We start from the raw sequence: 11865 nt of genomic DNA on the forward strand, positions 1-11865 counted from the left end.
GTCTTCTACTATGTGTTTGGTCGGGAGTGTGAGAGGGGGATAGGAGACAGGGGCACGAGCGGCGGGTGCCCGCCGGGCCGGGCCGCCGTCGCCGGCGGGCACCGGCCGCTTTTGCCCGGCCGCGATGCATCGACATCGTCACTATAACCGGGCTTGGTGATGACTGTCAGCAATCTTTTTGCCTTTACGGCAGCCGGCCTGGATTCTTTGCCTACCGCGCCGAAGCGGAGAATTCGGGAAAGGTCGACAATTTCCAGTTTGTGCCATGAAATGGGACGAGCTGGACGTCCGGCACGGGCGGCGCGCTCCGCTGGGAGCGGACGGGGGCACGGCGCGGCGCGGTCATGGGGCAGGATGGACCCATGTCTTCTCGGGACTTTTCGTTGCACGGGGCCATCGACCTGGGGGCGCGCCAGGCGGCCACGAAGAAGCAGCAGGAACGCCGCGCCCAGGCCGCCGGCGCGCCGGCGGGCGCCGGGGGCGCCGCCGGCCAGTACGTCGTGGACGTCACCGACGAGACCTTCAACACCGAGGTCGTGGAGCGGTCGCAGTCCGTGCCCGTCCTCGTGGACTTCTGGGCCGAGTGGTGCGGGCCGTGCAAGCAGCTCGGCCCAATCCTGGAGAAGCTCGCCGGCGAGGCCGCCGGCAAGTGGGTCCTCGCGAAGGTCGACATCGACGCGAACCCGCAGCTCGCCGCCTACATGCAGCAGATGGGCGTGCGCGGCATCCCGTTCGTGGCGGCGGTCGTGGCCGGCCAGCTGCTGCCGTTCCTGAACGGCGCGGCGCCCGAGCCGCAGGTGCGGCAGGCCATCGACCAGCTCTTCGAGGCGCTGCGCAAGGAGGGCATCCTGCCGGACGCGCCCGAGGGCGAGGAGCAGCCCGCCGCCGACGCCATGCCCGCCGTCGACCCGGTGTACGCCGAGGCCGAGGACGCCCTGCAGCGCGGCGACCTGCCCGCCGCCAAGACCGCGTTCGAGCGCCCCCTCGCCGACAACCCCCGGGACGGCCAGGCCAAGCAGGGCCTCGCGCTCGTCGAGCTGAGCCTGCGCGTCGGGTCGCTGGACGCCGAGCGCGCCCTCCCGGACGCCGCCGACAAGCCCGGCGACGTCCAGGCGCAGATCGGCGCGTCCGACGTGGAGATGGTGTCCGGCCGCATCGACGAGGCGTTCGACCGGCTGCTGGCCGCCGTGCGCGGCAGCGCGGGCGACGACCGCGACGCGGCGCGCAAGCACCTGCTGTCGCTGTTCGAGCTGCTGCCGCCGGACGACCCGCGCATCGGCCGCGCCCGCCGCGGCCTGCAGTCCGCCCTGTTCTGACGCGGCCCCGTCCCGGCGTCCGGCCCAGCCCGGGCCCAGCCCCGGCCCGGCTCCGTTCCGGCGTGGACGAGCCGGGGCGATCGGGACACCCCGCTGCGATGTTGCGCGTATGCTCGATGAGATGACCGTGCCCGGACGGCCCGCATGCGTCACCCGCATGCGGCCGGCCCCGCCGATCCGCGGCTCCGCAACCTCGTGACCGATGTCCTGAGGCCGCCCGTGCCCGCGGCGATCGAGCTGATCGTCGTCGCGGCGCGGGCTTTCTGAGTCGCGGGGGACGGACCCGGGCCGCGGCCCCCGGACGCACCGTGCCGGTCCACGGGCGGCGCGCGCCGGGACGAGAACAACCCGGAGCAGCAAGGGAGCAGCCTCGTGGCGAGCGTGCCGAGCGTGTCGTACTCCATCACCGTCCGGCTGGAGGTCCCGGCCGGCGGCAGGGCCGTCAGCCAGATCACCCACGTGGTCGAGAACGCGGGCGGCATCGTCACGGCCCTCGACGTCAACACCGCCGGGCACGAGACGCTGCGCATCGACGTGACGATCGCGACCCGCGACACCCAGCACGCCGAGGCGATCTCCGGCGCGCTGGAGGGCATCGAGGCCGTCAAGATCCACAAGGTCAGCGACCGGACCTTCCTGATGCACCTCGGCGGCAAGATCGAGATGCAGTCGAAGGTGCCGCTGCGCAACCGCGACGAGCTGTCGATGGCCTACACGCCGGGCGTCGCCCGCGTCTCCCTCGCCATCGCGCGCAACCCCGAGGACGTCCGCCGGCTGACCATAAAGCGCAACAGCGTCGCCGTCGTGACCGACGGGTCGGCGGTGCTCGGCCTCGGCAACATCGGCCCGGAGGCCGCGCTGCCCGTCATGGAGGGCAAGGCGGCGCTGTTCAAGCGGTTCGCCGGGATCGACGCGTGGCCGATCTGCCTCGACACGCAGGACACCGACGAGATCGTCCGGACCGTGCAGATCCTCGCGCCCGCGTTCGGCGGCATCAACCTGGAGGACATCTCCGCGCCGCGCTGCTTCGAGGTCGAGCGCCGGCTGCGCGAGCTGCTCGACATCCCCGTCTTCCACGACGACCAGCACGGCACGGCGATCTGCGTGCTGGCCGCGCTGACCAACGCGCTGCGCGTCGTCGGCAAGGACATCGGCTCCGTCCGCATCACGATGGCGGGCGCGGGCGCCGCCGGCAGCGCCATCTTGAAGCTGCTGATGCACGCGGGCGCCCGCGACGTCGTCGTCTGCGACTACCGCGGCGCCGTCCACAAGGGCCGCGACGACCTGGACGAGTCGCTCGGCTGGATCGCCGATCACACCAACGCGGCCGGCTACGCGGGCGACCTGTGCGGCGCGGTGAAGGACGCCGACGTGTTCATCGGCGTCTCCGCGCCCGGCATCCTGACCGGCGCCGACATCGCGACGATGAACAAGGACGCGATCGTGTTCGCGCTCGCCAACCCCGAGCCCGAGGTCGCCCCGGACGAGGCCCGCGAGCACGCCGCCGTCGTCGCGACCGGCCGCAGCGACTACCCCAATCAGATCAACAACGTGCTGGCGTTCCCCGGCGTCTTCCGCGGCCTGCTGGACGCGCAGGCCGACGTCGTCACCCTCGACATGCTGGCCGCGGCCGCGGCGGCGCTCGCCGAGGTCGTCATGCCGGAGGAGATCGGGCCAAACTACATCATCCCGAGCGTCTTCCACCCGGACGTGGCGACCCGCGTCGCCGGCGCCGTCCGCGAGGCCGCCGGCGGGCGCCCCCGAACCGAGGCCTAGTCGTACCGGGGCTCAGTCGGACTCCTTGCTCGCGAACATCTTCTCGCGGCGGCGGGGCCAGATGCCGCCGTACCAGAAGATGATCGCGCCGGTGAGCAGGATGCCGACGCCGGTCGCGGCGCGCGCCCACAGGACGGTGTCCGGGCCGGTGTGCGGCAGGTTGCTCGGCGGCGTCTCGGTCGGCGCCCCGGCGCCCGCCTTCTTGCAGTTCGCCTTCACCGTCTTGGCCTCGATCTGCTTGTTCGCCCAGGTGACGGTGAGGTCGGTGCGGCGGTCCTCGCGGAGCTTGACCGAGACCGTCCGGGTGTTGTTCGGCTGGATCTTGCCGGGGATCGCGGCGCCGCCGTCGTCCCGCTCGATGGAGAAGTCCTCGGTCTGTGTCCCGGTGTTGCGGATCTTGACGTGCACGGTGCGCTCGGGGCAGGACACCGACCCGATGCTCGCGGTCACCGGCTGTGCGGGCGGCTTCGGCGTCCCCGACTTGGTCGGCGTGGCCGACCCGGAGGTGCCGGACGTGCTGGGGCTCGGGGACGTGGACGCCGAGGTCGACGCCCGCGACTCCGACCCGTCCGACTTCATCAGCGCCGGGATCGCGAGCAGCGCCGCGATGACGACGAACACGGCGGCGATGACGACCCTGGGCAACTGCATCGCTGTCCTCCCGGCGCGCACCAAGCGGATGGCCGATGATCCTAGATCATTCTTAACCCAGGACCTTGTGGTGCCGATATCCCCATCGATAGGAATGCGTAACAGGCTAACGAGCGCGGGGACGTGCCGCCGGAGGTCCGCGCAACGCATGATGGGACCCATGGAAGACGGCATCAGGGTGGGGCTTCTGCTGGTGGCGACCCCTCAGCTGGAGGATCCGAACTTCAGGCGGAGCGTCGTCCTGCTGGTCGAGCACGATTTCGACGGAGGGACGCTCGGCGTTGTCCTCAACCGGCCGACCGAGGTTCCCGTAGATCGGGTGCTTCCGCCGTGGGCCGAACTCGCCACCGGCCCCGCCGTGGTCTTCCAGGGCGGCCCCGTCGCGCTGGAGCATCCGCTGGCGCTGGCCCGCCTCCCCGGCGAGGACGAGCCGCTCGGCTGGCGCGCACTCGACGGCGGCGCCGAGGTCGCGCGGGTCGGGGTGGTCGACCTGGAGGCCCCGCCCGGCCTGCTCGCGGCGGAGCTGCTGCAGCTGCGCGTGTTCGCCGGCTACGCGGGCTGGTCGGCGGGCCAGCTGCGCGGCGAGGTCGAGGAAGGCTCGTGGTACCTGGTGCCGGCCGAGGCCGGGGACGTGTTCGCCGCCGACCCGGACCGCCTGTGGCAGGACGTTCTGCGCAGGCAGGGAGGCGATCTGGCGTTCGTCTCCACTTTTCCCGAGGACCCCACGCTGAACTAAGGTGAATACGTGAGTACGAAGATCCTTCCCGACAGTGACACCCAGCAGGATGTCCGGCCGGACCTCTCGCACGGTGACGGCGACCACGAGCGGTTCGCCCACTACGTCAAGAAGCAGAAGATCACCGAGAGCGCGGTGACCGGCACGCCGGTGATCGCGCTGTGCGGCAAGGTCTGGGTGCCGAACCGGGATCCGAAGAAGTACCCCGTCTGCCCGGAGTGCAAGGAGATCTACGAGTCCATGCAGTCCGGCGGCAAGGACGGCGACGAGTGACCTGCTGCCGCTGAGCGGCGGCACGCGGCGCGTCGCCATGTCCGGCTGCGCGCCTTCCGGGTCCCGCGGTGGGGGATACCGCGGGACCCACAATTTCTGACATACGGGGGATGAATGCGGCGGCTGGCCGGGGTTTCGCTATGCGCACTGACGGTTACTGTGTGTGCCGTTCCGGGTTCGGTGGGTGAGCGGACGCGGGTACGGGCGGCGGTACCGGCCGCCGCGCGAGGCGACGGGTGCGTGCATCGCTCGAACGCCCGCACCGTCCGTCCGCGCGACCGGGCCGACCTCGGCCGCGACCAGGTCGTCGGCATGCTCACGGACCTGCGCCGGACGCTCCTCGACCGGTTCGGGACGTCCGACGAACGGCGCCTCGACTCCACCCGGCGCATGGCGAAGCGCCTCGTCGTCCCGGTGCGGTTCCACGTCGTCCACAGCGGACGTTCGGGACGGCTGTCGAAGAAGGCCGTCCAGCGGCAGATCTCCACGCTGAACGCCGCGTACGGAGGCAAGAAGGGCGGCGTGGATACCCGCGTGCGGTTCCGCCTGAAAAGCTACGACAGCACGAACAACACCGCCTGGTTCCACGACCCGGCACGGTACGAGCGTCCGATGAAGAAGCACCTGCGCAAGGGCGGGCGCGGCACGCTCAACGTGTACACGGCCGCCGTCGGGTCGGACGTCCTGGGCTTCTCCACGTTCCCGCAGTGGTACCGGCGGGCCCCGCGCATGGACGGCGTCGTCATCGACTACCGCAGCCTGCCGGGCGGGTCGTACGGGCCGTTCAGCCGCGGGTACACGGCCGTCCACGAGATCGGGCACTGGCTCGGCCTGCTGCACACGTTCGAGGGCGGCTGCATCCCGCCGGGCGACGGCGTGGCCGACACCCCGTACGAGGCGGAGCCGGCGCAGGGGTGCCCGGACTCCCGCGACACCTGCCCGCAGCGCGGCCGGGATCCGGTCCACAACTTCATGGACTACGCCCACGACGCCTGCATGCACGCCTTCACCGCAGGTCAGGGCCGCCGTATCCGGTCGTCATGGGCGGCCTACCGGTCCCGGAAGCACGGCCGCCACCGTGTGGATCTGGGCACAGCCGAGCCCACCGGGGCACGAACTGTCGGTCCGGCTCGGTAGCCTTCAATGACCGTGAGCACCTTCGCCGCATCGAGCATGCCCCCCGCGTTCCCCGAACGGGCCGCCTGGGGGACGGCGTCGTCCCTGCGTGCCTGGCAGCAGCAGGCGCTGGAGGCCTACTTCGGCACGGACGGCTCCGCGCCGGGCCCCCGCGACTTCCTCACCGTCGCGACGCCCGGCGCCGGTAAGACGACGTTCGCGCTCCGCCTCGCCCGCGAGCTGATGGAGCGCCGCACCGTCCAGGCGATCACGGTCGTGTGCCCGACCGAGCACCTCAAGCGGCAGTGGGCCGAGTCCGCCGCCCGCGTCGGCATCAAGATCGACCCCGAGTACCAGAACGGCCAGGGCCCCGTCGGCAAGGACTTCCACGGCGTCGCCGTCACCTACGCCACGGTCGCCGCCCGTCCCGCGCTGCACCGCAACCGCACCGAGTCGCGCAAGCACCTCATCATCTTCGACGAGGTGCACCACGCGGGCGACGGCCTGTCCTGGGGCGACGCCGTCCGGGAGGCGTTCGAGCCCGCCACCCGCCGACTCGGCCTCTCCGGCACGCCGTTCCGCACCGACATCAACCCGATCCCGTTCGTCCAGTACGACGAGGGACCGGACGGCATCCGCCGCAGCCGCGCCGACTACACCTACGGCTACGGCCCGGCCCTCGCCGACGGCGTCGTCCGCCCGGTGATCTTCCTGGCCTACGCGGGCGAGATGCGCTGGCGCACCCGCGCCGGCGACGAGATCACCGCGACCCTCGGCGAGCCGCTCACCCAGGACCAGACGTCCCAGGCCTGGCGCGCCGCGCTCGACCCCAAGGGCGACTGGATCAAGCAGGTCATCGCCGCCGCCGACCGCCGCCTCACCGAACTGCGCCGCGCCATCCCGGACGCCGGCGGCCTCGTCATCGCCACCGACCACGAGACGGCCCGCGCCTACGCCGGGATGCTCAAGGCGGTCACCGGCCAGAGCGCCACGGTCGTGCTGTCGGACGACCCGACGGCGTCCAAGAAGATCAAGGCGTTCACCGACACCGACGATCGCTGGATGGTGGCGGTCCGCATGGTCTCGGAGGGCGTGGACATCCCGCGCCTCGCCGTGGGCGTCTATGCCACGTCCACCAGCACCCCGCTGTTCTTCGCCCAGGCCATCGGCCGCTTCGTCCGTGCTCGCAAACGGGGCGAAACGGCCTCGGTCTTCCTGCCCTCGGTGCCGACCCTCATGGGTCACGCCGCCGAAATGGAGGAGGAGCGCGACCACGTCCTGGACCGTCCCGTCCGCGAGGACGGCCTGGACGACGACCTCCTGGCCGAGGCCAACCGCAAGGACGACAATCCCGACGTAGGCGAAGAACTCCCCTTCGAAACCGTCGAAGCCTCCGCGACGTTCGACCGCGTCCTCTACGACGGCGGCGAGTTCGGCATGCACGCCCAACCGGGCTCCGCCGAAGAAGAGGAGTACCTGGGCATTCCGGGCCTCCTGGAACCCGACCAGGTGTCAGCCTTGCTCCGCAAGCGCCAGGCAGCCCAACTGGCCAACGAACGCAAGCGCAAAACCGGCGACCCCCGCGCGGACCGCACCGCCGCCGAGGACATAGCCGCCCTGCGCCGCGAGTTGAACGGCCTGGTCAACGCCTGGAACCACCGCACCGGCCAGCCCCAGGGCGTCATCCACAACGAACTACGCCGCGCCTGCGGCGGCCCACCCGTCCCCCAGGCAAGCGCCGAAGAGATCCGCGAACGCATAGCCAAGATCCGAGACTGGGCCGCCAAACGCCGCCACTAACGGCATCACCGCGAACTCGCGGTCTGTCGCCGCCCCGCGCGGTCCTGTAGGACGTCATCAAGGACGCCCGCCACCCGGACGACCGCTTCACACGGGTACTCGATCAAGCGGGAAACCTGGAAGACCCACATCCCGCCGACTTGCAGGACGGCGACGCTCAACGCCGCGTCCTCGCCGTCCTCGGGGAAGACCCACAGCACCGGCGGCGACTCCACATAGACCTTGACGTGCGACCAGCCCCGGTTGCTCATCGCGTCTGCGAGCGCATCCAGATGCTGCTCGGCGGTGGCGTGCCCATACCGAACACGCCACCACCACATGACGAACTGGCCGCGCGCGACCTTCACACGCAGAGCCGCGCCCACGTCACCTTCCCGCCCTCGTCCAGCGCCCGGACGCCCCACTCCTGGACGAGCAAGGACAGCATCAACAGCCCCCGTCCCGACTCAGCGGTGTCGTCCTCTGCGTGGACGACCGGAAGCTCGTCGGAGCGGTCCTCCACCTCCACCACGGGGTGACCGTCGACCAAGAGAAGACGTACAGGGATGGCTTCCGTGTCGGTGTGCCTATGCACGTTGGTAACCAATTCAGTGACGACCGTACGTGCGATGTAGTCGTCCCCTAGGGCGCGCTGACGAAATACGTCCGCAAGCCACTTTCGAGCGGTCTCCGGCGCGCGCGCGGAGGAATTGAGCACGATCGCGCCCGCCTCCGCGGCCAGATTCGAATTGATCAAGATAAAAGCCCTCCAGAACGGCGTTCTTTCGCGAAATCCGGTGGCTAAATCATCGTCTCTGTGTCACGCTGTGGAGTGGAAAAAGCACGAGGAGTATCCATGGTCCGCGCATCCATGGGCAGCAGCCGCACATGACTGGCCGTCCCCGGCCATGTCCAAACTTCGAAGGAGAGGGAAGTGGGACAACGTCCGAACGACCTACGCCCCTGGGAGTCGCCGAACGCGCTCTTCGGCTCCGAGCTCCGGCGTTACCGTGAGTCCGCCGGCCTGAGCATCTCGGCCTTCTGCGAGCGGATCCAAGACAGCGCCCCGTACTCGAAGAGCACCGTCGGCTCCGTGGAACGCGGCGAGTCCCGCCCCGACCGGCTCCTGGCCGTCCACGGCGACCGCGTCCTCGACACCCGCGAGGCGCTGACCCACCTGTGGGACGGCCTGTTCAAGGGCACCAACGCCGTCCCGGTTTGGTTCGCCGACTGGGCCATGCAAGAACCGAAGTTCGACGCGATCCGAGGCTACGAACCTCTGGTCATACCCGGTCTTCTCCAGACCCCCGCCTACGTCGCACACCTGCTCGACAACGACGAGACCGCCGTCGAGGCCCGTCTGACCCGCCAAGACGTCCTGGCCGGCGACACCCCACCGCACCTGATGTACGTGATAGACGAGAGCGTGCTGCACCGCGGCGCCAGAGACCCGCAGGTGATGCGTGACCAACTCCAGCACCTTCTGACGGTCTCTTCCCGTCAGGTCCGCATCCAGATCGCTCCCCTCACCCTGCACGAGGGCATCGGCGGTGCCTTCTCCATCGGGACGCTTCCGGACGGGAGCGAGGTAGGGTACAAAGACAACGCGTTCAGCGGCGACACGACCACCGATCGCCTCGAAATCAAACGGCTCACCGAGCTGTTCGCGTCCATTCAGTCCGTCGCGTACCCCGTGGACCAGTCCCTCGAACTGATAGCAAAGGTGGCAAAGGAGAAATGGACCTGAGCACCGCTGCGTGGCGCAAGTCAAGCCGCAGCTCCAACAACGGTGGCAACTGCGTCGAGCTCGCCCGCATCAACGACACCGTGGCCATCCGTGACAGCAAGGATCCGGATGGCCCCAAGCTCCTCCTCACCCCCCGTTCCCTCCGCGGCCTGACCCAGGCCCTCAAGAACGCTTAGCAGCGCAAGGGACGCCCTCCCACACGGAGAGGGCGTCCCTCATGCACCGTCCCCCCGAACATGGCTCCCGCAAGGTGGTCGCAGAAATGGACCTGAGCACAGCCAAGTGGATCAAGGCGTCCCGCAGCTCCAACAACGGCGGCGACTGCGTCGAGCTCGCCCGCATCGCCGGCACCGTCGCGATCCGTGACAGCAAGGACCCGGACGGCCCCAAGCTGCTCCTCACCCCCCGTTCCCTCCGCGGCCTGACGCAGGCCCTCAAGAACGGCTAGCCAGCACGTTCGTCAGGTTGCCGATCTGCTGGCTCGGGAAATGGAGTTGGACGAAGCCGGCCGGCATGAACCGCTCGTCCGTCCATACGACGGGCGTGTGGAGACGCCAGGACCCGTGGGCCCACCGAGTGGTGACGAACTCGCGGAACTGGTCATCGGTCGCCAACTCGTCCAGCAGTGCGAGGGCGTCGCTCTGCGGCATTTTGAGCCAGGCCCACCCACGGTAGTACTCGATGAACCCGGCGTTGCCGGTCGGCTCGCTGATGGGTCCCATGGCGTTGCGTTCGGCTTCGACGGCCTCACCTGTGTCCTGGCAGCAGGCCGCGGTCTGCCAGCCACGTGCCCAGATGGCGCGGACGAGTTCGACCATGGCGTTATCGATGAGGACTGCTTCCTCATGATGAGGAGGGACCAGCGATGTTGAGAGGTGTACCTGTACGGCCATGTGTGTCCTTCGTCCTTCCAGTGCTCTGACGCGCCGGGGGCCGATGTTGCGCTAGGTGGTCCGGTACTTGACCCAGCGGGCGGCGGCGTCGGCGAGCCCGGGGCGGGGTGCGTGGACGCCGATGTCTTCCCACATCGCGGCTTGAGCTTGGGCGAACGCCGTGACCGCGTGAACGGGGGCGGCGGCGAACGGTGGGATCTTGGACGCCCACGCCTGTGCTTGTGCCGGGTGGTGTCCGCTGGCGATGAGCCAGATGATCCAGCAGGCAGGGTCGATCCAACGGGCGCCGCTGGTGGGCCACGCCCAGTCGAGCATGGAGGCCCGGCCGTCTCTGGCGATGAGGATGTTGGTGGGTGACCAGTCGGTGTGCGAGAGCCAGTCGCCGGTGAACAGTTCGGAGCGGTCGCTGTAGCTGGACCAGCGGTGCTCGGCGCGCTTGAGTTCGACGCCGTCGGGTGCGGGTGGCCAGTGGGCCGTCATGGCGACGATCGGTTCGAGGTCGGGGCTGGACGGTTTGTAGGACGCGGTGCGGCCGTCGATGGCGTCGAACCCGTTGAGGTCCCAGTCGCCTGTGGTCTCCGTCCAGCGGAGCGGAGCGGACACGTGCCGGATGTGCGGGTTGATCCGGCGTTCGCGTTCCTGGGTCCAGACGCGTGGGTGATCGCCGCGCAGACCTTTGACGAACGTGGTGTCGTTGATGACGACGGCGATCTCGGAGTTGAATCCTTCCTTGATCGGACGGGCAGTGATCACCGGCCCGGTGTGCTTTTCGATCAGCGCCTGTGCCTTGTGCCAGGGGAGCCGTTCGGTCACATCGGAACCGTAGCGGAGGGGCCCCTCGCCCGCGTGGACGGGCGAGGGTCCGGTCGGCATCGCCATGGGCGTCGTCACATGTAGGGGTTGTCGTCGCCGCAGCCAAGGCCGATGGCCTGTTCGGCCGCGTCGTTGACGTCTTCGATGATCTCGACCACGACGTCCTCGTCGATCACGGGACCGGCCTGCAGTTCGATCATGATGCTCACTGGGATACCTCCTTTCGGGGCTCTTGGTGCTGGCAGTAGGTGGCCAGCGGGGCTTTGGCCCTGCGGTAGAGCTGGACGAGCGGCATGCACGTCCCGCAGGTGCCCTGGAGTGTGCAGCCGGTGCATCCGCCCTGGCGGCGCAGCAGGTCGTCGCTGATACCGCTGAGGCGGAGCAGCCCGGGCGGCCCGTCGCGCACCAGATCGACGCTGGGCTCACGGCCGATCTTGCAGATACTCGCCCGGCCGAACGGGTCGACGTGGAAGGAGGTGTGCCCGGCGTCGCATCCGGTGAAGGGCGCCCGCTTGCGCAGGAACTGCGGTGATTGGGAGGGCAGACTCTCAGCACCGCCGTGGATGGTCGGGGATATGTTCGCGTACTCGCGATGCCGTAGCCCGAACCGTTCGGCCAGCCGGCGCATGAGATCGAGTGTAGCTATTCAGCCTGAAGGAGGTGCTGTGGCTGGTGGTAGCCAGGGCCCGGTGCTGAAGAGTCGGTGGAGGGCGTCGAGTTTGTCCAGGCCCCATTTGCCGGCGGTGGAGAGATAGGAGTGGACGA

Annotated in this window: 17 protein-coding genes; 10 read left to right on the forward strand and 7 right to left on the reverse strand. The window is 69.6% G+C overall.

What is annotated here, in order from left to right; all coding sequences use genetic code 11:
• Positions 1–362: 362 nt before the first annotated feature.
• The 3 genes from HUX53_RS00580 to HUX53_RS00585 all read left to right on the forward strand — a co-directional run bounded on the left by HUX53_RS00580 (position 363) and on the right by HUX53_RS00585 (position 3092).
• On the forward strand, positions 363–1316 hold the full coding sequence (locus tag HUX53_RS00580; RefSeq protein ID WP_176401194.1) for a tetratricopeptide repeat protein: 954 nt from the start codon (positions 363–365) through the stop codon (positions 1314–1316).
• Positions 1317–1460: 144 nt separating this feature from the next.
• Positions 1461–1583, forward strand: a complete 123-nt coding sequence (locus HUX53_RS40565; protein ID WP_255204791.1) for a hypothetical protein — start codon at positions 1461–1463, stop codon at positions 1581–1583.
• Positions 1584–1688: 105 nt separating this feature from the next.
• Positions 1689–3092 carry an NAD-dependent malic enzyme gene (locus HUX53_RS00585; RefSeq protein WP_176401195.1) on the forward strand — a complete coding sequence of 468 codons (1404 nt, stop codon included), beginning with the start codon at positions 1689–1691 and terminating at the stop codon, positions 3090–3092.
• Between the two features lie 12 nt (positions 3093–3104).
• On the opposite strand, the gene HUX53_RS00590 is transcribed toward HUX53_RS00585, so the two are convergent.
• Entirely contained in the window at positions 3105–3743 is a 639-nt protein-coding gene (locus tag HUX53_RS00590) for a hypothetical protein (protein ID WP_176401196.1), read from the reverse strand.
• Between the two features lie 160 nt (positions 3744–3903).
• On the opposite strand from HUX53_RS00590, the gene HUX53_RS00595 reads away from it, so the two are divergent.
• The 4 genes from HUX53_RS00595 to HUX53_RS00610 all read left to right on the forward strand — a co-directional run bounded on the left by HUX53_RS00595 (position 3904) and on the right by HUX53_RS00610 (position 7668).
• A complete protein-coding gene (locus HUX53_RS00595) occupies positions 3904–4479 on the forward strand; it encodes a YqgE/AlgH family protein (protein WP_176401197.1) in 576 nt (191 codons plus the stop codon).
• A gap of 9 nt (positions 4480–4488) precedes the next feature.
• Complete coding sequence (locus tag HUX53_RS00600) at positions 4489–4752, forward strand: DUF3039 domain-containing protein (RefSeq protein WP_176401198.1); 264 nt, start codon at positions 4489–4491, stop codon at positions 4750–4752.
• Positions 4753–4992: 240 nt separating this feature from the next.
• A complete protein-coding gene (locus HUX53_RS42390; protein ID WP_309236980.1) occupies positions 4993–5889 on the forward strand; it encodes a zinc metalloprotease in 897 nt (298 codons plus the stop codon).
• Positions 5890–5925: 36 nt separating this feature from the next.
• The gene (locus HUX53_RS00610; protein WP_176401208.1) at positions 5926–7668 is read left to right on the forward strand and encodes a DEAD/DEAH box helicase; all 1743 of its coding nucleotides are present in this window, start codon (positions 5926–5928) and stop codon (positions 7666–7668) included.
• A gap of 5 nt (positions 7669–7673) precedes the next feature.
• On the opposite strand, the gene HUX53_RS00615 is transcribed toward HUX53_RS00610, so the two are convergent.
• Together HUX53_RS00615 and HUX53_RS42895 are read right to left on the reverse strand one after the other, a co-directional pair.
• Positions 7674–8033 carry a hypothetical protein gene (locus tag HUX53_RS00615; RefSeq protein ID WP_176401200.1) on the reverse strand — a complete coding sequence of 120 codons (360 nt, stop codon included), beginning with the start codon at positions 8031–8033 and terminating at the stop codon, positions 7674–7676.
• Positions 8012–8365: an ATP-binding protein gene (locus HUX53_RS42895; RefSeq protein ID WP_369009179.1), complete on the reverse strand. Its 354-nt coding sequence runs from the start codon at positions 8363–8365 to the stop codon at positions 8012–8014. Before HUX53_RS42895 ends, HUX53_RS00615 begins: the two co-directional genes overlap by 22 nt.
• Before the next feature lie 216 nt (positions 8366–8581).
• Here HUX53_RS42895 and HUX53_RS00625 point away from each other — a divergent pair, with 216 nt between their 5' ends.
• From HUX53_RS00625 to HUX53_RS00635, 3 genes are all read left to right on the forward strand, one after another.
• Complete coding sequence (locus HUX53_RS00625) at positions 8582–9394, forward strand: helix-turn-helix transcriptional regulator (RefSeq protein ID WP_176401202.1); 813 nt, start codon at positions 8582–8584, stop codon at positions 9392–9394.
• Complete coding sequence (locus HUX53_RS00630; RefSeq protein ID WP_176401203.1) at positions 9385–9570, forward strand: DUF397 domain-containing protein; 186 nt, start codon at positions 9385–9387, stop codon at positions 9568–9570. The genes HUX53_RS00625 and HUX53_RS00630 overlap by 10 nt, the downstream gene beginning before the upstream one ends.
• A gap of 86 nt (positions 9571–9656) precedes the next feature.
• Entirely contained in the window at positions 9657–9842 is a 186-nt protein-coding gene (locus HUX53_RS00635; RefSeq protein ID WP_176401204.1) for a DUF397 domain-containing protein, read from the forward strand.
• Here the strand turns inward: HUX53_RS00635 and HUX53_RS00640 are convergent.
• The 4 genes from HUX53_RS00640 to HUX53_RS00650 all read right to left on the reverse strand — a co-directional run bounded on the left by HUX53_RS00640 (position 9829) and on the right by HUX53_RS00650 (position 11728).
• Entirely contained in the window at positions 9829–10212 is a 384-nt protein-coding gene (locus HUX53_RS00640; RefSeq protein ID WP_176401205.1) for a hypothetical protein, read from the reverse strand. The two genes, HUX53_RS00635 and HUX53_RS00640, sit on opposite strands and share 14 nt — an antisense overlap.
• Positions 10213–10338: 126 nt before the next feature.
• On the reverse strand, positions 10339–11100 hold the full coding sequence (locus HUX53_RS00645; protein WP_176401206.1) for an aminoglycoside phosphotransferase: 762 nt from the start codon (positions 11098–11100) through the stop codon (positions 10339–10341).
• A gap of 74 nt (positions 11101–11174) precedes the next feature.
• Complete coding sequence (locus tag HUX53_RS40575; protein WP_255204792.1) at positions 11175–11309, reverse strand: hypothetical protein; 135 nt, start codon at positions 11307–11309, stop codon at positions 11175–11177.
• On the reverse strand, positions 11306–11728 hold the full coding sequence (locus HUX53_RS00650; protein ID WP_176401207.1) for a hypothetical protein: 423 nt from the start codon (positions 11726–11728) through the stop codon (positions 11306–11308). Before HUX53_RS00650 ends, HUX53_RS40575 begins: the two co-directional genes overlap by 4 nt.
• Positions 11729–11865 lie beyond the last annotated feature (137 nt).

Origin of the sequence: Actinomadura sp. BRA 177 (genome assembly GCF_013372625.1) — a bacterium.
In the GTDB taxonomy this organism is placed as follows: Bacteria; Actinomycetota; Actinomycetes; order Streptosporangiales; family Streptosporangiaceae; genus Spirillospora.